This window comes from Microbacterium istanbulense (genome assembly GCF_037204145.1).
GTDB lineage: Bacteria > Actinomycetota > Actinomycetes > Actinomycetales > Microbacteriaceae > Microbacterium > Microbacterium istanbulense.
Genome location: NZ_JBBDGN010000007.1, coordinates 126832 through 145027, shown reverse-complemented (window position 1 = coordinate 145027; position 18196 = coordinate 126832). Strand labels below are relative to the sequence as shown.

The 18196-nt window shown below is 68.2% G+C and carries 23 protein-coding genes, 1 tRNA gene and 1 other RNA gene; 10 read left to right on the top strand and 15 right to left on the bottom strand.

Translation table 11 applies throughout. The features are described 5' to 3' along the window. Window positions 1-76 precede the first annotated feature (76 nt). From WDU93_RS09130 to WDU93_RS09120, 3 genes are read left to right on the top strand one after another with little or no spacing between them, the layout of a single operon-like run. Entirely contained in the window at window positions 77-517 is a 441-nt protein-coding gene (locus tag WDU93_RS09130) for a MarR family winged helix-turn-helix transcriptional regulator (protein ID WP_337319766.1), read from the top strand. After that, window positions 514-1740, top strand: coding sequence for an MFS transporter (locus tag WDU93_RS09125; RefSeq protein ID WP_337319764.1), 1227 nt, complete (start codon window positions 514-516; stop codon window positions 1738-1740). Before WDU93_RS09130 ends, WDU93_RS09125 begins: the two co-directional genes overlap by 4 nt. Window positions 1741-1777: 37 nt before the next feature. Further along, entirely contained in the window at window positions 1778-2260 is a 483-nt protein-coding gene (locus WDU93_RS09120) for a YbaK/EbsC family protein (RefSeq protein WP_337319763.1), read from the top strand. A 5-nt stretch (window positions 2261-2265) separates the two neighbouring features. On the opposite strand, the gene WDU93_RS09115 is transcribed toward WDU93_RS09120, so the two are convergent. Then, window positions 2266-2745 (bottom strand): hypothetical protein, encoded by a 480-nt coding sequence (locus WDU93_RS09115; RefSeq protein WP_337319761.1) that lies wholly within the window; start codon window positions 2743-2745, stop codon window positions 2266-2268. 247 nt (window positions 2746-2992) lie between these two features. Between WDU93_RS09115 and WDU93_RS09110 the strand changes: the two genes are divergently transcribed. Next, the gene (locus WDU93_RS09110; protein ID WP_337319759.1) at window positions 2993-3487 is read left to right on the top strand and encodes a hypothetical protein; all 495 of its coding nucleotides are present in this window, start codon (window positions 2993-2995) and stop codon (window positions 3485-3487) included. A gap of 60 nt (window positions 3488-3547) precedes the next feature. Here WDU93_RS09110 and WDU93_RS09105 read toward each other — a convergent pair. Beyond that, window positions 3548-3620: transfer RNA gene (locus WDU93_RS09105), tRNA-Lys, on the bottom strand. An 88-nt stretch (window positions 3621-3708) separates the two neighbouring features. On the opposite strand from WDU93_RS09105, the gene WDU93_RS09100 reads away from it, so the two are divergent. Further along, window positions 3709-4551, top strand: coding sequence for an inositol monophosphatase family protein (locus WDU93_RS09100; protein WP_420064054.1), 843 nt, complete (start codon window positions 3709-3711; stop codon window positions 4549-4551). After that, the gene (locus WDU93_RS09095) at window positions 4548-5144 is read left to right on the top strand and encodes a hypothetical protein (RefSeq protein ID WP_337319754.1); all 597 of its coding nucleotides are present in this window, start codon (window positions 4548-4550) and stop codon (window positions 5142-5144) included. Before WDU93_RS09100 ends, WDU93_RS09095 begins: the two co-directional genes overlap by 4 nt. A 55-nt stretch (window positions 5145-5199) precedes the next feature. On the opposite strand, the gene WDU93_RS09090 is transcribed toward WDU93_RS09095, so the two are convergent. After that, window positions 5200-5397, bottom strand: a complete 198-nt coding sequence (locus WDU93_RS09090; protein ID WP_337319752.1) for a hypothetical protein — start codon at window positions 5395-5397, stop codon at window positions 5200-5202. A 100-nt stretch (window positions 5398-5497) separates the two neighbouring features. On the opposite strand from WDU93_RS09090, the gene WDU93_RS09085 reads away from it, so the two are divergent. After that, complete coding sequence (locus WDU93_RS09085) at window positions 5498-6100, top strand: TetR/AcrR family transcriptional regulator (protein WP_337319750.1); 603 nt, start codon at window positions 5498-5500, stop codon at window positions 6098-6100. Then, window positions 6097-6525, top strand: a complete 429-nt coding sequence (locus WDU93_RS09080; RefSeq protein ID WP_337319748.1) for a hypothetical protein — start codon at window positions 6097-6099, stop codon at window positions 6523-6525. The genes WDU93_RS09085 and WDU93_RS09080 overlap by 4 nt, the downstream gene beginning before the upstream one ends. Before the next feature lie 77 nt (window positions 6526-6602). Here WDU93_RS09080 and ssrA read toward each other — a convergent pair. Further along, window positions 6603-6972, bottom strand: a transfer-messenger RNA (tmRNA) gene (gene ssrA / locus WDU93_RS09075). Between the two features lie 153 nt (window positions 6973-7125). On the opposite strand from ssrA, the gene WDU93_RS09070 reads away from it, so the two are divergent. Continuing rightward, on the top strand, window positions 7126-7788 hold the full coding sequence (locus WDU93_RS09070) for an SIMPL domain-containing protein (RefSeq protein ID WP_337319746.1): 663 nt from the start codon (window positions 7126-7128) through the stop codon (window positions 7786-7788). 21 nt (window positions 7789-7809) lie between these two features. Here WDU93_RS09070 and hflX read toward each other — a convergent pair whose 3' ends face one another. Continuing rightward, window positions 7810-9315 (bottom strand): GTPase HflX, encoded by a 1506-nt coding sequence (hflX, locus tag WDU93_RS09065; RefSeq protein WP_337319744.1) that lies wholly within the window; start codon window positions 9313-9315, stop codon window positions 7810-7812. Between the two features lie 71 nt (window positions 9316-9386). On the opposite strand from hflX, the gene WDU93_RS09060 reads away from it, so the two are divergent. Next, window positions 9387-10028, top strand: coding sequence for a class I SAM-dependent methyltransferase (locus tag WDU93_RS09060; RefSeq protein WP_337319742.1), 642 nt, complete (start codon window positions 9387-9389; stop codon window positions 10026-10028). Window positions 10029-10043: 15 nt separating this feature from the next. On the opposite strand, the gene dapF is transcribed toward WDU93_RS09060, so the two are convergent. The 10 genes from dapF to WDU93_RS09010 form a co-directional block, all read right to left on the bottom strand. Further along, a complete protein-coding gene (gene dapF / locus WDU93_RS09055; protein WP_337319740.1) occupies window positions 10044-10922 on the bottom strand; it encodes a diaminopimelate epimerase in 879 nt (292 codons plus the stop codon). Between the two features lie 4 nt (window positions 10923-10926). Beyond that, complete coding sequence (locus WDU93_RS09050; RefSeq protein WP_337319738.1) at window positions 10927-11457, bottom strand: dihydrofolate reductase family protein; 531 nt, start codon at window positions 11455-11457, stop codon at window positions 10927-10929. Between the two features lie 39 nt (window positions 11458-11496). Beyond that, entirely contained in the window at window positions 11497-12426 is a 930-nt protein-coding gene (gene miaA, locus WDU93_RS09045; protein WP_337319736.1) for a tRNA (adenosine(37)-N6)-dimethylallyltransferase MiaA, read from the bottom strand. Then, complete coding sequence (miaB, locus tag WDU93_RS09040) at window positions 12419-13969, bottom strand: tRNA (N6-isopentenyl adenosine(37)-C2)-methylthiotransferase MiaB (protein ID WP_337319735.1); 1551 nt, start codon at window positions 13967-13969, stop codon at window positions 12419-12421. The genes miaA and miaB overlap by 8 nt, the downstream gene beginning before the upstream one ends. An 87-nt stretch (window positions 13970-14056) precedes the next feature. After that, the gene (locus tag WDU93_RS09035; RefSeq protein ID WP_337319733.1) at window positions 14057-15034 is read right to left on the bottom strand and encodes an HAAS signaling domain-containing protein; all 978 of its coding nucleotides are present in this window, start codon (window positions 15032-15034) and stop codon (window positions 14057-14059) included. Between the two features lie 5 nt (window positions 15035-15039). Then, window positions 15040-15381: a PadR family transcriptional regulator gene (locus WDU93_RS09030; protein WP_337319731.1), complete on the bottom strand. Its 342-nt coding sequence runs from the start codon at window positions 15379-15381 to the stop codon at window positions 15040-15042. A gap of 197 nt (window positions 15382-15578) precedes the next feature. Further along, window positions 15579-16223: a regulatory protein RecX gene (locus tag WDU93_RS09025; protein WP_337319729.1), complete on the bottom strand. Its 645-nt coding sequence runs from the start codon at window positions 16221-16223 to the stop codon at window positions 15579-15581. Window positions 16224-16342: 119 nt separating this feature from the next. Beyond that, entirely contained in the window at window positions 16343-17392 is a 1050-nt protein-coding gene (gene recA / locus WDU93_RS09020; RefSeq protein WP_337319727.1) for a recombinase RecA, read from the bottom strand. A gap of 240 nt (window positions 17393-17632) precedes the next feature. Continuing rightward, entirely contained in the window at window positions 17633-17854 is a 222-nt protein-coding gene (locus WDU93_RS09015) for a DUF3046 domain-containing protein (protein ID WP_337319725.1), read from the bottom strand. Between the two features lie 12 nt (window positions 17855-17866). Next, complete coding sequence (locus tag WDU93_RS09010) at window positions 17867-18175, bottom strand: helix-turn-helix domain-containing protein (RefSeq protein WP_337319724.1); 309 nt, start codon at window positions 18173-18175, stop codon at window positions 17867-17869. Window positions 18176-18196: the final 21 nt, after the last annotated feature.

Sequence of the window (18196 nt, the reverse complement as noted above, 5' to 3'; positions counted from 1 at the left end):
AGTAGCAGGCTAGGCATCGGAGAGGCGTTTCGTCAAGCGCGCCTCATTACATACCAGCAGGTATATACTTCTTGGCATGGAAAGAGCTGAGGTCGTCGCCTCCCTGATCCTCTCGGCGCACGCGCTCGCGCGCATCGCGGCGCAGGATGCCGGAAACGAGGCACCATCCGCGCAGTGGCGCGTGTTGAGCATCCTCGAGAACTCCGCTCCCGTGCGCATCGGCGACCTCGCCCGCGCCGCACGGACGACACAGCCCGGCACGACCCGCCTGGTCGGCGAGCTCGAACGCACGGGACTGGTGGTGCGGGCATCCGACCCGCAGGACTCGCGCGCGACCCTCGTCACGATCACGGCACAGGGCCGGCAGGCGCTGGAGGACTGGCGCGTCGAGTTGCGCACCACTCTCGCGCCGCGTTTCGCGGACGTGAGCGACGACGACTGGCTCGCCCTGGAGCGCGCGGCAGACCTGCTGCGCACCCACAGCACGGAACGACCGACGACAGGAGATAGCGAATGAGCGGCACGCCGCAGGGATCAGTCTGGAAACAGCCGGCGCAGGTGTGGGCGGTTGCCTTCGCGTGTGTCGTCGCCTTCATGGGCATCGGCCTCGTCGATCCGATCCTCCCCGCGATCGCCGACTCGCTGCAGGCGACCCCGGTCGAGACGGAGCTGCTGTTCACGAGCTATCTGCTGGTGACGGGACTCGCGATGCTCGTCACGAGCTGGATCTCCAGCCGGATCGGCGCGAAGGCAACGCTGCTCGTGGGTCTCGCCCTGATCGTCGTCTTCGCCCTGCTCTGCGCCCTCAGCGGCAGCGTGGATGCGGTTATCGGCTTCCGCGCCGGCTGGGGCCTGGGCAACGCCCTGTTCATCTCGACGGCGCTGGCGACCATCGTCGGCGCCGCCTCCGGCGGCAGCGGCGCGGCGATCGTGCTCTACGAGGCCGCGCTGGGCCTGGGCATCGCGATCGGACCGCTGCTGGGCGGCCTGCTCGGTGAGATGTCGTGGCGTGCCCCGTTCTTCGGCGTCGTCGCATTGATGGCCATCGCCTTCATCGCCGTGTCTGCCCTGCTGCGCGGCCCGTTCGAGAAGCGCGAGCCGGTGCCCTTCTCCGCCCCGTTCCGAGCGCTCGGCCGGCCCGCCCTGGCGATCCTCGCGGTGACCGCCCTGTTCTACAACATCGGCTTCTTCGTGCTGCTCGCGTTCTCGCCGTTCCCGCTGGGCTTTGGCGCGATGGGGATCGGCCTGACGTTCTTCGGATGGGGCGTCGCGCTGGCGATCACCAGCGTGTGGGTAGCGCCTGCGCTGATGCGACGGATGCCGCGCACGGCGATCATCCTCGTCACCCTGCCCCTGCTCGCCGTCGACCTCATCGCCGCTGGCCTGCTCGTCAGCGACCCCGCGTCGCTGGTGATCTGCATCATCATCGGCGGCCTGCTGCTCGGTGTGATGAACACCGTGCTCACCGAGGCCGTCATGGAGGCGACCGACCTGCCGCGCTCGGTGGCTTCGTCGTCGTACTCCGCGGTGCGCTTCCTGGGTGGTGCTGTGGCTCCGCCCGCCGCCGCCGGCCTCGCTCACGCGTTCGGCGACACCGTCCCGTACCTGTTCGCGGCGGCATCCGTGCTTCTCGCGACGCTGACGGTGCTGCTGGGCCGCAAGGTGCTCTCGCACATCGACGACCCGAGCGAGGGCGCGGCGGAAGACGCCGAGGCTATCCTCGTCGGTGACGCCGCCTGATCAGCATCCGACACTGAGGACGTGAGGAGCCGCTCCGATGACTGCCCCCGAATCGCTGCCCGCTCGTAGCCGCATCGTGCACGACCACCTCGTCGCCGCCGGCGTGGAGACGCAGGTGGTGGTGTTGCCGGACTCGGCGCGCACGGCGGTCGAGGCGGCGGCAGCGGTCGGCTGCGACGTCGGCGCCATCGCGAACAGCCTCGTGCTCACCGCCGATGACGCCCCGGTACTCGTGATGACCAGCGGCGCCCACCGAGTCGATTTCGCCGTCCTGGCGGAATCCCTCGGCGCGGCGGCCGTGGCCATGGCTCCGGCCGCGCTCGTGCGCGAGGTGACCGGGCAGGCGATCGGCGGCGTGGCGCCGGTGGGGCATCCCGCTCCCCTGCCCACCTATCTGGATCAGGATCTCCAGAACTACGAACAGATCTGGGCGGCCGCGGGCACTCCGCATTCGGTGATGCCGCTCACCTTCGCGCAACTCGAGAAACTGACGGCGGGCGCGATCGTGCGGGTCGCCTAGCGGCGTCACTCCACCATGAGGTCGTCGATCTCGAGGTCGTCGTCGAGCAGGCAGTAGATCGTCAGATCCGGATACTCCTCGGGGGCGACGTAGAGCAGAGTCATCCCTCCGTCGCCGAACACGACAACGCCGTCGAGGCTGATGTCGTCTCGGAGAGCCGCGAGTGGCGCCTCGAGCTCGGCGTCGTCCTCATCTTCGAAGGCGGCCTCGGTGAGCTCCTCTGCCACTTCGTGCTCGCGTGCGTCGAGCACCTCCGTGGTCAGGCGCGCGAGCGCGTGCTGCACAGTCGCCTGCATGACATCCATGTCGGGCATGTCCTCGGGCTCGACGTCGTCGAGGTCATCCTCGTCACCGTCGTCGTCCTCGTCGAAGTCGCTGTCGTCGTCGACCGCGTATTCGACGGTCACCCGGCGACCGCCCGGCAGTTCGACCGTCGCGGTCAGCGCGCCGTCCTCGTCGGTGTCGATGTCATCGAGCTCGATCATGGTGCCTCCTCGCTTGACGCCATGATCCCACCGCGCATCGGCGGAGGGAAGGGGTGCGCGTCGACCGCCCTGCTGAGCCTGACCGTGTTGGCGGGATGCCAGTCGATGACGGCCTCCGCGAGCCCCTCCGATGACACAGCCGCCGAGCCAGCACCCCCCCACTGTCGGGGCCGCCTGGCTGGAGGGAGGCGAGGCGCTCGCCATTGTCGTCGAGGGCAGCTCCAGTTGCGTGCCCACACTCGGTGACGTGAGCTTCGCGGGTGACACCCTGACCGTCGTGGCCGAGGTCGACGACTCCGGACCATGCACGGCTGATCTGGCGCCGCATGCCACCTACATTCCCGTGCCGGAGGGGGTCTCGACGATGGCCGATCTCACGGTCACGGTGACCGGCGATGTGCAGGGATCGACCACACTGCCGGGGCAGCCGTTCCCCGCCGATGCGGCCGGTCACACACCGGGTACCCCAAGCGCCGGCTGGGTAAGCGGGATGCCAGGGATGCTCGTCTTGGAGAGCTATGGTGACCCCACCGCTCCGCCGGTGTTCGAGAGCGCACAGGTGAGCGGCTCGAAGGTCGAGATCACCGTCTCGGCACCGACCGGCCCGACGTCGAAGACGCTGCTGCCCACGCTGACCCTCGTGCCCGTCGACGGATCAGTCAGCAGCGATGCCGCGGAGTTCCACGTCTCCGGCGCGAACGTCGCGACAGCCGCTGGCCCGATCGCGGGCCGCCCCGCCTGAGGCCTGACGACAGACGCGAAAAAGCCCCGCAGACTGGCGAGAGTCTGCGGGGCTGATCCGTGCACCCCCAGGGACTTGAACCCTGAACCCACTGATTAAGAGTCAGTTGCTCTGCCGATTGAGCTAGAGGTGCGTTTCGGAACCTTGCGGCGCCGAGGAATTACATTACCAGCGCGGTGGGGTCGCACCAAATCCAGCTACTCCCGGGCGCGTCCACTCGGATGCTGCACAGCGCCCGCCGGTATTCTGAACCTGTGACCGTCTCCCCCGCAGCCGCCTCGCTCGCCGATGACCTCGCCCTGGCCCTGCGCCTGGCCGACGCCGCCGACGCCCAGTCGCTGCCGCGTTTCGACGCCGCCGACCTGCAGATCTCGACCAAGGCCGACCGCTCGCACGTTACCGATGCCGACCTGGCGACCGAGCGTGCGATCCGCGAGATCCTCGCCACCGAACGTCCCGAGGACGGCCTGTTCGGCGAGGAGTACGGCGTCGAGGGCGACACGCACCGCCAGTGGATCATCGACCCGATCGACGGCACCGCGAACTTCCTGCGCGGTGTTCCGCTGTGGGGCACGATGATCGCGCTGGCGATCGACGGCGTCCCCCGCCTGGGGGTCGTGAGCATGCCCGCCCTCGGACGCCGCTGGTGGGCCGCAGACGGCCTCGGCGCCTGGACCGGCGACCCGGCCGCGCCGACCGGCATCCACGTCTCCACCGTCGACTCCCTCGATGACGCCAGCGTGAGCTTTCAGAGCATCGCGCAGTGGGCGGACGCGGGAAAGACCGAGGCGCTGCTCGCCCTCGCGGCACGCGTCTGGCGCGACCGCGCCTACGGCGACGTGTACAGCTACATGCTGCTCGCCGAGGGCCGCATCGACATGGTCGCCGAGTTCGACGTCAAGGAGTACGACATCGCCGCCGCCGTCGCGATCGTGCGCGAGGCCGGCGGTCGGATGACCGCCTTCGACGGCGCTGAGACGATCTCCGATCTGTCGACACTTGCCACCAACGGCATCCTGCACGACGACTTCATCGCCCTGCTCGGCGATGCCGACCGCACGTGAGCTCCGCTCCCCACCGTCTGGACGCCATGAACCCCCGCATCCCCCTCGCCCTCGGAGTGCTGGTGCTCGCCGCCGGGCTTGCTGCCTGCTCTGCCCCCGCGGCCGATGCCGGCCCCACGCCCGCGCCGACGGGCGACTCCGAGGTCACGCCCGTGGAGACGACGGCCCCCGAACCCAGTACGACGCCCGAGGCGCCCGAAGAGCTCTCCTGCGCGACGCTGATCAGCCAGGCGACGGCCGAGGCGCTCACGGCCGAGGGCTGGACGACGCAGGAGAAGGAGTTCTGGATCGCCGACATCCAGCTCACCGACGGCCTGCTGTGCATGTGGGCGGACTTCTCCACGGCATCCGACCACGGCCAAACGTACGGCTTCTCGCCGATCGACGAGGCAACCTCGGAGAAGGCCCAGGACCGCCTGGAGAGCGAGGGCTGGATCCGCAGCAGCGATGCCGACAGCGTCTACTACACCGAAGACCCGCAGTACGCGATCGCGAAGGACGACGACGGCTACGGCCTCACCTACCAGTTCGGCGACGGATGGGTGAAGTTCGCCGACACCAAGCAGGGTCTGCTGCTCATCAACGGAGGCTGAGCCGCGACCGCTCCGCCGGCGCCGGCGCCACCGAAAGGACGCCGCCGGAGGGAGGTCACTCCCCCTTCGTGCCCCAGTTGTTGCTGCGGCGCGTGGCCGAACCGGCCTGGCGCATCACGTACGCCAGCGCGAGGCTGATGGCGAGGATGCCGGCCGAGAACACGACGCCCTGGGCGGTCGGCAGCTCCCACGAGATGCCGAGGAGGACGATCCCGCCGACGAACAGGATGATGAACACGATGAAATCGACCACGTCGAACCCTCCCAGGCTGTGAATTGCCTCTCCAGCTTAGCGCTGTGCGCGCCAGCCGCTGTGCCGCAGGTATAACGGGAAGTGCCGTAGGTTTGACGGGATGAGCACCACCGAGGCGAAGGGCGCGCGACGCGGCAGGCCCGGGCATGACCGCGAGCACGTGCTGCGCACTGCTGTCGCGCTGTTCAACGAGCAGGGCTACGAGGCGACGTCGGTCGCGGATCTCGCCCAGCGCTTGGGCGTGACGAAGTCCGCGCTGTACCACCACATCGACTCGAAAGAGCAGATCCTCGAGGGCGCGCTGGATGAGGCGCTCGGTGGCCTGGAGGCGGCGTTGGATGCGGCACTGGAGCGCCCGACGGCATCCGAACGCCTGACCGACGTGATCCGCGGCGCCGTGCAGGTGCTCACGGCCAAGCAGCCTCAGGTCACGCTGCTGCTGCGCCTGCGCGGGAACAGCCCGATCGAGACGGCGGCGCTCGAGCGTCGTCGCGCGTTCGACCACCGCGTCACCGAACTCGTCCGTCAGGCGCAGGCGGAAGGGCTTGTGCGCGATGACCTGGATGCCGGCACCGCGACCCGCCTGGTGTTCGGCATGATCAACTCGCTCGTCGAGTGGTACCGCCCCGGCGGCCGCATCGATCCCGACCTGCTGGCCGAGGAAGTGCTCGCCGTAGCCCTCGACGGATTGCAGACCCGATGATCAGAGGCGCCCGGCCGGTCGCTCTCCTCGCGACGGTCCTTCTCGTGCTCACCGGGTGCAGCGCGCACCTGTCCATTGATGCGCCGGAGTCTGAGGGCACCATCACCGTGGAGGCCACCTGCAAACGGCTGTTCGGACCCGACATCGAAGGCCCCATCGCCGACACCATCGACATCATCGCGCGCGCCGATCAGAGCGCAGACCTCTCGGGCATCGAGGTCGGTGAGGTGTCGGCTGCGATCACCTCGCTGACGTCGATCGCCACGATGGCGCACCCCGACCTGAAGGCCGATGTCGAGGCGTTGCTCCCGCCGCTGGAGGAGTTCGAGGCGGCGCTCCGCGACGGTGCCACGACGACCGTCGACACCGGCGAGCTGCAGGAGGCGTCGCTCCGCCTGATCGACACGTGCGAGCCGCATCTCTGACCGGCGCGACCGACGACAAAGCCCCCTGAGCCCGGACTTTGTCACGGAACCAGGGGGCCTCGTCTTGCGACAGCGACCTGTGGAGCTGGGGGGAATCGAACCCCCGTCCAACGCTGAGTCTCCACGCCTTCTCCGGGCGCAGTCTGTGGAGGCGTTCTACTCGGCTCCGACATTTGTCACAGACAACTAAGTCGACAAGCCCAGCCTGGGAAGAGTCCCGTGTGACGTCCAGACGCCGGCACACAGCAAGATTCCTAGATGACGCCAGGATCCGTATCGGAATCACATACGGTCTGACGGACTATCGGGCTCGCTTAGGCAGCGAGGGCGAAGTCGTTGCGCTTGGATTCGGCAACTATTGTTTTGCAGAGAGCGTTTACGAGATAACTCTGCATCCTCGGCCCGCTTCTCGTGGATTCACAGGCGCTGTCGAAACCGATCAGCCCCGTGGGTCCTTCTCGCGAAGGAGCCGCTGTCGCACTGTGGAATTATCAATCCGGATGCCGAAGCATCCAGCGTTACAGGTTACAACGGATGCCGACCCCGCGCCATTCCCGCCCACGCGGCTGACTGCCACCGGCATGTCGTAGAGTCAGCGCCATGAGCGATGTCATCATCACCGTCCGAGGCGAGCACGAGCTGCGCGTCGCCCCCGAACGCGCCACCGTGCACCTCTCCGTCTCTCAGGAGGGACCCGACCGTCAGGCCGTCGTCGACCGGTCCCTCACCCTTGCCGCCCCCGTGCGCGAGGGCGTGGTCGCGCGCGAGCAGACCGGCGCTGTCACCGCATGGACGAGCCAGCGGTTGGGCATCCATGCTGATCGTCCGTGGAACAACGAGGGCAAGCGACTCGCCCCCGTCTACCGGGCATCCGTGGACTTCACCGCCACCTTTGCCGACCTGTCCGAGATGTCGGTGTGGACCACCGAGATCTCCGGGTGGGATGGCGTGACCATCACGCACGTCGACTGGCACCTCACCCCCGAGACCGAAGCCGAGGTGGAACGCGAGGTGGCGACGCAGGCCGTCGGTGTCGCTGTCACGCGTGCTCGCGCCTACGCGCAGGCACTGGGCCTGGAGAACGTCACCGCGCTCGAGATCGCCGATCGCGGCCTGATCTCCGAGGCGGCGGCGCCGGCGATGATGCAGGCGAAGGCCATGCGGGGCGCGGCCTTCGACATGGCATCCGCCCCGCCCATGGAGTTCCAGGGTGAGGAGATCAGTGTCGCAGCGACGGTCGAGGCACGGTTCGCTGCAAACTGAGCGGACCCGACCCGACCCGCCTCAGACGCCGAAGGGGGCGAGCTCGGCAGCCAGTCGCTCCGACACGTGGGCGTGGATGGCGGTGCCGCCCTCTTCATGCGTCGACGAGATGAGCACACCGCTGTCGTGCACGGCCGAGACCAGGTCGCCCCGGTCGTAGGGCACGAGCGCCCGCACCTCGACCGCCGGCATCGGCAGCCCCGCCTCGACGGCGGCGCGCAGCTCCTCGATGCCCTCGCCGGTGCGCGACGATACGAAGTAAGCGCCGGGCGCGAGTCCCTGCAGCACCAGTCGCTCATCAGGCGAGACGAGGTCGGCCTTGTTGAAGACGACGATCTCGGGGATGCTCCGCGCCCCCACATCGCCCATCACATCGCGGACGGTCTGCAGCTGCGCCGAGGGGTCGGGGTGCGACCCGTCCACCACGTGCACGATGAGATCGGCGTCGGCGACCTCCTCCAGCGTCGAGCGGAAGGCTTCCACCAGCTGATGCGGCAGATTGCGCACGAAACCGACCGTGTCGGCAAGGGTGAACACGCGACCGTCAGCGGTCTCCGTGCGGCGCACCGTGGCATCCAGCGTCGCGAACAGCGCGTTCTCGACGAGCACCCCGGCGCTGGTGAGCGCGTTCAACAGGCTCGACTTGCCGGCGTTGGTGTACCCGGCGATCGCGACAGACGGAATCGTGTTGCGCTTGCGCTCGGCGCGCTTCGCGTCACGGGCGGGCGCGAAGTCGCGGATCTGCCGGCGCAGCTGCGCCATGCGCGTGCGGATGCGCCGACGGTCGAGCTCGATCTTCGTCTCACCGGGGCCACGTGAGCCCATACCGGCGCCGCCGGCGCCGACCTGTCCACCGGCCTGACGGCTCATCGAGTCACCCCACCCGCGCAGACGCGGGAGCAGGTACTCGAGCTGCGCGAGCTCGACCTGCGCCTTGCCCTCGCGGCTCTTGGCGTGCTGGCTGAAGATGTCGAGGATGACGGTGGTGCGGTCGATGACCTTGACCTTGACCACGTCTTCCAGTGCGCGCCGCTGGCTGGCCGCAAGTTCGGTGTCCGCGATCACGGTGTCAGCGCCGACGGCCGCGACGATGTCACGCAGCTCCTGTGCCTTACCGCGCCCGAGATAGGTGGCGGGGTCGGGGTGCGGTCGACGCTGCAGCAGACCATCGAGCACGACGGCACCGGCGGTCTCGGCAAGGGCAGCCAGTTCGCGGAGCGAGTTCTCGGCATCCTCCTGAGCGCCCTGCGGGTAGACGCCGACGAGCACGACGTTCTCGAGCCGCAGCTGGCGGTACTCGACCTCGGTGACGTCTTCGAGCTCGGTCGACAGGCCGACCACGCGCCGCAGCGCATGCCGATCCTCCAGATCCCACTGCGCGCCATCGGCATCGGTGTGCGCAGCCGTCGCAGCATCCTGCAGCGCCTGTGCGCTGCCGAACACCCGCGGTTCCACGCGCGGCTCAGCGTTCGCGAGCACACGGTCGAGGGCGTCCTGGGCGCTGTCGTTGTCGGTGGGTTTCGTCATCAAATCCTTAACTGTCTGCCTGATTGGTTCGGCGCCTTAACTCTAGCCCGGCTCTCCGGTACGCTCCCGGTATGGGGTCAGACCACTACTTCAGTGCGGCCCCGGCAAGTGCGGAGAACCTGCGGACCATTCGCGTCACCCTGGCAGGTAGAGATCTGGAACTCACCACCGCGGGTGGTGTGTTCAGTCCCGACCGCCTGGATGCCGGAACCGCCGTGCTGTTCGCGAACATGCCTCCGCTCCCTCCGAGCGGCGATTTTCTCGACCTCGGATGCGGATGGGGACCCATCTCTCTCACGATGGCGCTGTCCGCGCCACACGCGACGATCTGGGCCGTGGACGTCAACGAGCGAGCCCTTGACCTGACGCGGCGCAACGCTCAGTCCCTGGGCCTCACCAATGTGAACGCCGTACGCCCCGAGGATGTTCCCGACGAGGTCGTGTTCCGCACGATCCGCTCGAACCCGCCCATCCGCGTCGGCAAGGATGTGCTGCACGACATGCTGGAGAAGTGGATCCCTCGCCTCGATGAGCGCAGCGACGCCTGGATGGTCGTGCAGCGCAACCTCGGCTCCGATTCGCTGCAGCGCTGGATGGCGGCGACCTTCACTCCGGGCTTCAGCGTCCACCGCGCCGCGACAGGCAAGGGCTACCGCGTGCTCAAGGTGCGCAAGCACGGAAACCCGCCGACCGCACCGATCTCGATCGCGTAGCGACGAGCTGCTGCGTCAGACGAGATCGATCTCGCCGCGGTAGACGAGCTGTGCGGGGCCGGACAGGGCGACATGCTCGCCGTCCTCCGCCGGGAACATCCGCACGCCGAGCGTGCCACCCGGCACATCGACGCGCCACTGGCTGGGCGCGCGATCTCCTGCCCAGTAGCGGACGGCGAGGGCGGATGCGGCAACGCCGGTGCCGCAGCTGAGGGTCTCGCCCACGCCACGCTCGTGCACGCGCATCCGCACGTGCCCGATACCGTCGCGCACGAGCGGTTCACCGGGAACGACGAACTCGACGTTCGCGCCGCCGGCCGGGGCAGGATCAAGGATCGGTGTCGGACCGAGGTCGAGTTCTGCGAGCTCTTCTTCCGAGGCCAGCGCCACGACCACGTGCGGGTTGCCGACGTCGATGCCGAGGCCGGGGCGTGCGACGTCAAGCCCGGCGGCGCGTGCCAGCGGTTCTCCCCCGGCGAGCCTCCACTGGCCGAGATCGACTTGGTAGCCCGTTTCGGAGCGCATGACATCGCGCACACCGGCGCGGGTGCCGATGGGCAGCGTGGAACCGGGCTCGAGGTCGGCCAGCCCTGAGCGCACGAGGTAGTGCGCGAACACGCGGATGCCGTTGCCGCACATCTCGGCCACGGACCCGTCGGCGTTGCGGTAGTCCATGAACCACTCGGCATCGGGTTCTTCGGCCAGCGCGGCCGCGCCCTCAGGGAGCGCCGCGGAACGCACGACGCGCAGCACGCCATCGGCCCCGATGCCGAAGTTGCGGTCGCACAGGGCGGCCACCTGCTCCGAGCGCAGATCGAGTTCACCGTCCGGGTCTTCGATGATGACGAAGTCGTTGCCCGTGCCGTGCCCCTTGGTGAATGCGACCATGTGCATCAGTCTATTCAGCGCGGAGCACCCGGTAGCGCCCGCAGAGGAAGGCGCGATTGCGGGCGACCTCGATCAGTTCGAGATCGAGAACGCGGGGCAGCACCGGCGAGCCGGCGCCGAGCGTCACCGGGGCGTACTGCAGCCACACCTCGTCGAGCAGGCCCGCATCGGCGAACTGACCGGCCAGGTCTCCCCCGCCGACGATCCACAGGTCTCTGCCCGCCGCGGCCTCCACCATCTGCGCGTGCACCTCGCGCACGCCGGCCTGAGTGAGGCGCACATCGCCCGTCGCGGGAAGAGCCAGGTCACGGTGGGTGAACACCCATGTGGGCTGCGTGTATCCCCACGCGCCGTTCTCGTGACGCATGACCCACTCGTAGGTGGACGAGCCCATCGCCAGCGCCCCGATGCGTTCGATGAAGGCGGGATAGGCCATCGCCCCCCTCTCGTCGAAGTCCTGCCGCAGCAGCCAGTCCAGCGAATGCTCGGGCGTCGCGATGAAGCCATCCAGGCTCGTGGCGGTGAAGTAGTGCGTGGCCATAAATCCATGGTGGCGCGGACCACCGACACACGCGAGTGCTCAGTTGATCAGCGAAGCGGCGTCGGTCGCCCCCGAGTCGACCCATTCCAACTCCGGGTAGCGCTTGAACCACGACACCTGCCGGCGTGCGTAGCGACGGGTGAGCGCCTGGGTCTCGGCGATCGCTTCCGCCTCCGTCAGCTCGCCGCTCAGCTGACGCAGCGCCTGGGCATAGCCGATCGCGCGGGCAGCGGTCGTGCCGCGCTCGATCCCCGCCTCTCGCAGGCCCGCCACCTCGGCGAGCATGCCATCGGCCCACATGCGCTCGACTCGACGGTCGAGGCGCTCGACGAGCACGTCGCGAGGCGCCTGCAGTCCGACGATGCGGGTGGCCCCGTGCCACAGTTCGGGCTTCTCCGGCAGCGCGGCACCATGGGTGGCACTCCCCTGTTCCAACACCTCGAGCGCGCGCACGATCCGGCGGCCGTTCTTGGGATCGATCCGTTCCGCCGTCGCCGGGTCAGCAGCGCGCAGTCGCTCGAACAGCGCGCCGGCGCCGTGTTCGTCGAGTTCCGCCTCCAGGCGCGCGCGCGCCGCGGCATCCCTGGGCGGGAAGCGGAAGTCGAAGATGACACTCGAGACATACAGCCCCGACCCGCCGACGAGGATCGCGTCGCCACCGCGACCGTGAATGTCCGCCACCGCGCGGCGCGCAAGCGGCTGATACCACGCGACCGCCGCTTCGTCGGTGACCTCGCGCACATCGAAGAGATGATGCGGGATGCCGCGACGCTCGCGCACCGGCAGCTTCGCGGTGCCGATATCCATTCCGCGGTACAGCTGCATGGCGTCGGCGTTGACGATCTCCGCCGGATTTCCCTGCGCGCGCAGCGCCTCGGCGAGGTCGAGCGCGAGGTCGCTCTTGCCGGTGCCGGTCGCACCGACCACCGCCCACAGCCGCGGGCTCGTGGGCGGCGTGCTGTCAGACACCGACGCGCAGCGTGGGCAGGCCCAGCGAGACCGCGCGGGGCGCACCGGGCTCACCGGCCGGCGCAGGAACCGCGCACGACTCGGCCTGGGCACGATCCCAGGCGTCGCCACCACGCGTGCGGCGAATGCGCAGCGGTGCCCCGGTGGGGTCGTCGGCCAACAGGTGGAACGGTGCGCCGTGGGTGATCGTGACCGTCACGACATCACCGGGGCGCGGCAGCTCCGAACCGGGCGTGACCTCGAAGTGCACCAGACGGTTGTCCTCCGCACGACCGGTGAGGCGGTGCGTCTCGGCATCCTTCTTGCCCTCGCCGACGGAGACGAGCACCTCGACCTCGCGGCCGACCTGCTTCTGGTTCTCTTCCAGCGAGATGCGCTCCTGCAGGGCGATCAGGCGGTTGTAGCGCTCCTGCACGACCTCCTTGGGCACCTGGTCTTCCATGGTGGCGGCCGGCGTGCCCTCACGGATGGAGTACTGGAAAGTGAAGGCGCCCGAGAACCGCGACGCCTCGACGACCCGCATGGTCTCTTCGAAGTCCTCGTCGGTCTCGCCGGGAAAGCCCACGATGATGTCGGTGGTGATCGCCGCGTGCGGAATGCGCTCACGAACGCGGTCGAGGATGCCGAGGAACTTCGAGCTGCGGTACGAGCGGCGCATTGCCTTGAGGATGCGGTCGCTGCCCGACTGCAACGGCATGTGCAGCTGCGGCATGACGGCCGGCGTCTCCGCCATCGCGTCGATCACGTCGTCGGTGAAAGCGGCCGGGTGCGGACTCGTGAAGCGAATGCGTTCGATGCCCTCGATCTCGCCGGCGGCGCGCAGCAGCTTGCTGAACGCCTGTCGGTCGCCGAACTCCACACCGTAGGAGTTGACGTTCTGCCCGAGCAGCGTCACCTCGATCGCGCCGTCGTCGGCGAGCAGGCGGATCTCGCCCAGGATGTCACCGGGGCGGCGGTCCTTCTCCTTGCCGCGCAGGCTCGGCACGATGCAGAACGTGCACGTGTTGTTGCAGCCGACCGAGATCGACACCCAGCCGCTGTGCGCGGAGTCGCGCTTGGTGGGCAGCGTCGACGGGAAAGTCTCCAGCGCTTCGAGAATCTCGAGCTCGGCCTCGCCGTTGTGTCGGGCCCGCTCGAGCATGCCGGGCAGGGAACCCATGTTGTGCGTGCCGAAGACGACGTCGACCCACGGCGCCTTGTCCAACACGGCATCCTTGTCCATCTGCGCCAGGCACCCGCCGACGGCGATCTGCATGCCCTCGTGCTTGTCCTTGCGGGACTTCAGGTGGCCGAGCGTGCCGTACAGCTTGCCTGCGGCGTTGTCGCGCACCGCGCAGGTGTTGATGATCACGACGTCAGCGTCCTCGCCGTCCGCTGCCTTGACATAGCCCGCGCTCTCCAGCGAGCCGGACAGGCGCTCGGAGTCGTGCACGTTCATCTGGCAGCCGAAGGTGCGCACCTCGTAGGAACGGTGGCGTCCGTCGGCTTCGACGGCAGCGGCGGAGGGCGCAATGACGGTCGGTTCGGAGGAAACAGAAGACATGATCTGCCCATTCTACGGTCGAGGGGCCTGGTGGGTTCCCCCGCCAAGCCCCTCGACCGCTGCTGTCACCGCACGTCGCACGCCCCGTCAGTCGTGGACGAGGGCCTTGCTCGTTGCGCGCAGCCGGGGTGCAGTCCCGAACCAGGCCGTCAGGCTCATGACGAGAGCGACGGAGGCCGCCACCCAATTGAGCATGGCATAGGGGCTTGTGGAGATCAGCGCCATGATCATCACGACCGCGGCGAGCACGGCACCGAGCAGATATCCCCAGCGGATGCCGAAGGCGAACAGCACACCGACGACGATCCACACGCCCGAGAGAATCAAAGAGGGGATGGCATCTGCCGTGAATCCGCCCGCAGCGCCGAGCCCGAGAGCGCCGACATAGATAAGGACGGCAGCGGCAATCAGGCGCAGAGTCAGGGCAACTGCACGGGGGCGGCTGCTGCGCAGCCAGATGGCCAGGAAGACGCCGCCCCACAGGGCGAACACGACGGCCGGGTCGACCGTGAGCGAGCTGATGACGGCATAGAATACATCGTTCGCGCTCCAGACGAGGCTCCGGTAGAGCAAGCCGACCGTGAAGACGCCCGCCAGGATCATTCGGAGCAGATTGCGGCGTGCGAGCGGCACGAACAGCAGCGCCGCGATAGCCAGCACGGGAACGAGCGTGAGAACGAGCACCCCGAGGCCGTTGTACGCGCCGAGCATGCTCTCCTCCATCGGGAGGCCGGTGTCGGGATCGACTCCGGGCATGGTGTCGCGCGCTGCCTCGACCACGCCGATGACCATAGCCAGAATCGCGACGAGCAATGTGATGAGGTCGTACCACCATGACAGACGCGATGCGGTCGGGACGAGGCCGGCCTGCTTCAGATAGTCGGCGGCCACCGTGTGCGGATCGCCGAGGCCGGCGAGGACGGCATCGAGCGGACGCCCGGCTTCGAGCGCATCCTCGATGTGGGCGCGCAGGTCATCGAGCACGGCAGCCCGCGCTGTCGATGGCGCCCCCGCGAGCTCGAGGCTCACGGCGGTGAGGTAGTGCTCCACCGAGGTGGTGCTCATGTCGATCATTTTCCACGCTCCTTCATGAGTTCGTCGACCTCCGGGCCAATCTCCCACCAGACGCTGGCGAACATCTCCAGCTGTGCGCGACCGAGGTCGGTGATCGCGTAATAGCGGCGAGGACGGCCGCCGTCCGGCGCCTCCCAGCGGGTGTCGACACTGCCGGCGTCGCGCATGCGCGCCAGCAGCGGATACAGACTGCCCTCGCTCGCTGTCAGGTGCTTCTTGCCGAGCTGGTCCGCGAGCTCGAGCCCGTACATGTCCTGCCCGTCGAGAACCGCGAGAACGCAGAACTCCAGCACCCCTTTGCGGATGTTGGTGGCGATGCGCTCAGCTGCGTCGTTCATGGTGTCACCGTAACCTTGCTATACAAGCCTTGTCAAGCAAGACTTGCACCACAAGAGAACTAAGGTCAGACGACCACCGTCAACGACGGATGAGATCGACAGCGACCCGCAGGTTCGGTCAGGCGCTCGCGCACTGAAGCGCGGCGCTACCGCGCGTCATCGCGGCGCTACCGCGTGCACGCCGGGAATCGACGCCCTCACTCGGATTCGACGAAGCGCACACCGCTCGTGGCGCCGCCGCTTGCCGCTTCCCGCAGCGCGGTCCGCGCCGCCTGGGATGCCACCGAACCCCCGTAGCCGCGGCGGGCGAGCTGGCCCATGAGTCGTCGCAGCGCCGTGTCGGGATCGAGGCGCGTCATGCTGCGCGCCTTCGTGCGGGCGAACTCCAGGGCACGCTCCGCGTCGTCGTCGGGTAGTGACGCCAGTGCCTCATCGATGACCTCTCGCGGGAGGCCACGCTGAGACAGTGCTCGGGAGAGCGCAACCCTCCCCTGGCCTTTGCGCTCGACACCCGCGGTCACCAGCGCATCGGCCAACGTGCGGTCATCGAGGTAGCCACGGTGCAGGAACTCGTCGATCACATCATCGATGTCACTCGACGGCAGATCGTGCCCCCGCAGCAGCTGACGTGCTTCAGAGACCGACAGCGGGCGCGCGCGCAGCTTGCGCACCAGCGCTTCCGACGCCCGCTCCCGGACAGCCTGAGGGTCAGGGACGAGATCGGACGCGTCATCATCCGCCACCTCGGCCGCGGGGCGCACCGCCCGCAGCATCGGTCTCGTCTGCGCGAAAGCCGGATGCCGTGGGCTCGGCGACGAATCCACACCGCGGTCGCCGGGCATGGGCTCTTCTCCCGCAGCCACCGGAGAGGGCTCCCCCGGCGCGCGGGACGGACGCGCCCCGAACAGCGGAGTCACGGGGGCGAGGCGATCGTCCTCGCCCCCGTCGCTTCCGATCATGATCAGGCCGGACGGCGCGCGGTCAGCTCATCGACCGGCGCTTCGTCGGTCGCCTTGACGCCGATGCCCAGCTTCTGCTTGATCTGAGTCTCAATGGCCAGAGCGACGTCGGGGTTCTTGATGAGGAAGTTGCGGGCATTCTCCTTGCCCTGCCCGAGCTGGTCACCGTCGTAGGTGTACCAGGAGCCCGACTTCTTCACGATGCCGTGGTCGACACCGAAGTCGATCAGGCTGCCCTCACGCGAGATACCGACACCGTAGAGAATGTCGAACTCGGCCTGCTTGAAGGGCGGGGCCATCTTGTTCTTCACGACCTTGACACGGGTGCGGTTACCCACGGCCTCCGTGCCGTCCTTGAGGGTTTCGATACGGCGGATGTCGAGACGCACCGACGCGTAGAACTTCAGGGCCTTACCACCGGCAGTGGTCTCGGGCGATCCGAAGAAGACACCGATCTTCTCGCGCAGCTGGTTGATGAAGATGGCCGTGGTCTTGGTCTGGTTCAGGCCACCGGTGAGCTTTCGCAGGGCCTGCGACATGAGTCGAGCCTGCAGACCGACGTGCGAGTCACCCATCTCACCCTCGATCTCGGCGCGCGGCACAAGGGCCGCGACGGAGTCGATGACGACGAGGTCGATCGCGCCCGAACGGATCAGCATGTCGGCGATCTCGAGCGCCTGCTCACCGGTGTCGGGCTGCGAGACGAGGAGCTGGTCGATGTCGACGCCGAGCTTCTTCGCGTACTCAGGGTCGAGGGCGTGCTCTGCATCGATGAAGGCGGCGATGCCGCCGGCGCGCTGCACGTTCGCGATGGCGTGCAGAGTCAGGGTCGTCTTACCCGACGACTCCGGGCCGTAGATCTCGATGATGCGGCCACGCGGGAGGCCGCCGACGCCGAGGGCGACGTCGAGAGCGATCGAGCCGGTGGGGATGATCTCGACCGGCGCGCGCTCATCGCTGCCCAGTCGCATGACCGAGCCCTTTCCGAACTGGCGGTCGATCTGGGAGAGGGCGGATTCCAGGGCCTTCTCGCGGTCTGCGGGTGAGGGCATGACGTGCTCCTTCGTGTCTCGATGCTGCCGCCTGTAGGCTGTCGCGGCCCTCCCTGATGGGCGGACTCTCCGACAAGGCGTATGGCTCGGTGCCATGTCTTCACCGTAGGAGGGGCCACCGACATCAGGCCGGTGGGGCCCCTTCTTGTGGAAAGAAATCGCCTCGAAACCATCTGTGCAGAACGATACCCGCATTTCGAACAGACGTTCGACGACACGCCGTCGGCATCGCAGAGGGAGTCAGTGCTTGCGTGGCTCCAACCGGCCGACGCCGTAGCGGCGCTCGGCGGGCACGTCGGTCTCCGCGCACAGCGCAAGCCAGATCTCCCGAGGCGGGATTCCCGCATCGAGCGCCTCGAGCGCGGTGCGCCCGAAATCGCCGAGCACCAGGTCGTGGGTCAGTGCAGCAGCGCGCGATCCGAACTCATCGTCGACCGCGCGAAGGAACTCGCTTCGTCGCATCCGCGATGCGGCTCAGTGCAGCGAGAGCTCGGGCTCGACCGAGGCCACCAGCTCGTCCGGAACGACGTCCGGGAAACCGTGCAGACCTTCGAGCACCGAGATACGGTCGCCGACCTCGCGCATGATCGTCGAGATGGGAACGTCCAGAGCTTCGGCTACCGAGGCGAGGATCTCACTCGACGCCTCCTTCTGGCCGCGCTCAACCTCGCTGAGATATCCGAGAGCGACGGATGCCTTGCTGGCCACCTGGCGAAGGGTGCGGCCCTTCTGCAGACGGAAGTCCCTCAGCACATCGCCGATCTCCTGTCGTACAAGGATCATCGGAACCTCCTCTCCATGGTG

What these genes read in the sequence shown, in the direction of transcription:
- WDU93_RS09130 (WP_337319766.1), top strand. Translation starts at nt 77, where the DNA reads ATGGAAAGAGCTGAGGTCGTCGCCTCCCTGATCCTCTCGGCGCACGCG.
- WDU93_RS09125 (WP_337319764.1), top strand. Translation starts at nt 514, where the DNA reads ATGAGCGGCACGCCGCAGGGATCAGTCTGGAAACAGCCGGCGCAGGTG.
- WDU93_RS09120 (WP_337319763.1), top strand. Translation starts at nt 1,778, where the DNA reads ATGACTGCCCCCGAATCGCTGCCCGCTCGTAGCCGCATCGTGCACGAC.
- WDU93_RS09115 (WP_337319761.1), bottom strand. Translation starts at nt 2,745, where the DNA reads ATGATCGAGCTCGATGACATCGACACCGACGAGGACGGCGCGCTGACC.
- WDU93_RS09100 (WP_420064054.1), top strand. Translation starts at nt 3,709, where the DNA reads ATGCTGCACAGCGCCCGCCGGTATTCTGAACCTGTGACCGTCTCCCCC.
- WDU93_RS09085 (WP_337319750.1), top strand. Translation starts at nt 5,498, where the DNA reads ATGAGCACCACCGAGGCGAAGGGCGCGCGACGCGGCAGGCCCGGGCAT.
- WDU93_RS09080 (WP_337319748.1), top strand. Translation starts at nt 6,097, where the DNA reads ATGATCAGAGGCGCCCGGCCGGTCGCTCTCCTCGCGACGGTCCTTCTC.
- WDU93_RS09070 (WP_337319746.1), top strand. Translation starts at nt 7,126, where the DNA reads ATGAGCGATGTCATCATCACCGTCCGAGGCGAGCACGAGCTGCGCGTC.
- hflX (WP_337319744.1), bottom strand. Translation starts at nt 9,315, where the DNA reads ATGACGAAACCCACCGACAACGACAGCGCCCAGGACGCCCTCGACCGT.
- WDU93_RS09060 (WP_337319742.1), top strand. Translation starts at nt 9,387, where the DNA reads ATGGGGTCAGACCACTACTTCAGTGCGGCCCCGGCAAGTGCGGAGAAC.
- dapF (WP_337319740.1), bottom strand. Translation starts at nt 10,922, where the DNA reads ATGCACATGGTCGCATTCACCAAGGGGCACGGCACGGGCAACGACTTC.
- WDU93_RS09050 (WP_337319738.1), bottom strand. Translation starts at nt 11,457, where the DNA reads ATGGCCACGCACTACTTCACCGCCACGAGCCTGGATGGCTTCATCGCG.
- miaB (WP_337319735.1), bottom strand. Translation starts at nt 13,969, where the DNA reads ATGTCTTCTGTTTCCTCCGAACCGACCGTCATTGCGCCCTCCGCCGCT.
- WDU93_RS09035 (WP_337319733.1), bottom strand. Translation starts at nt 15,034, where the DNA reads ATGAGCACCACCTCGGTGGAGCACTACCTCACCGCCGTGAGCCTCGAG.
- WDU93_RS09030 (WP_337319731.1), bottom strand. Translation starts at nt 15,381, where the DNA reads ATGAACGACGCAGCTGAGCGCATCGCCACCAACATCCGCAAAGGGGTG.
- WDU93_RS09025 (WP_337319729.1), bottom strand. Translation starts at nt 16,223, where the DNA reads ATGCCCGGCGACCGCGGTGTGGATTCGTCGCCGAGCCCACGGCATCCG.
- recA (WP_337319727.1), bottom strand. Translation starts at nt 17,392, where the DNA reads ATGCCCTCACCCGCAGACCGCGAGAAGGCCCTGGAATCCGCCCTCTCC.
- WDU93_RS09015 (WP_337319725.1), bottom strand. Translation starts at nt 17,854, where the DNA reads ATGCGACGAAGCGAGTTCCTTCGCGCGGTCGACGATGAGTTCGGATCG.
- WDU93_RS09010 (WP_337319724.1), bottom strand. Translation starts at nt 18,175, where the DNA reads ATGATCCTTGTACGACAGGAGATCGGCGATGTGCTGAGGGACTTCCGT.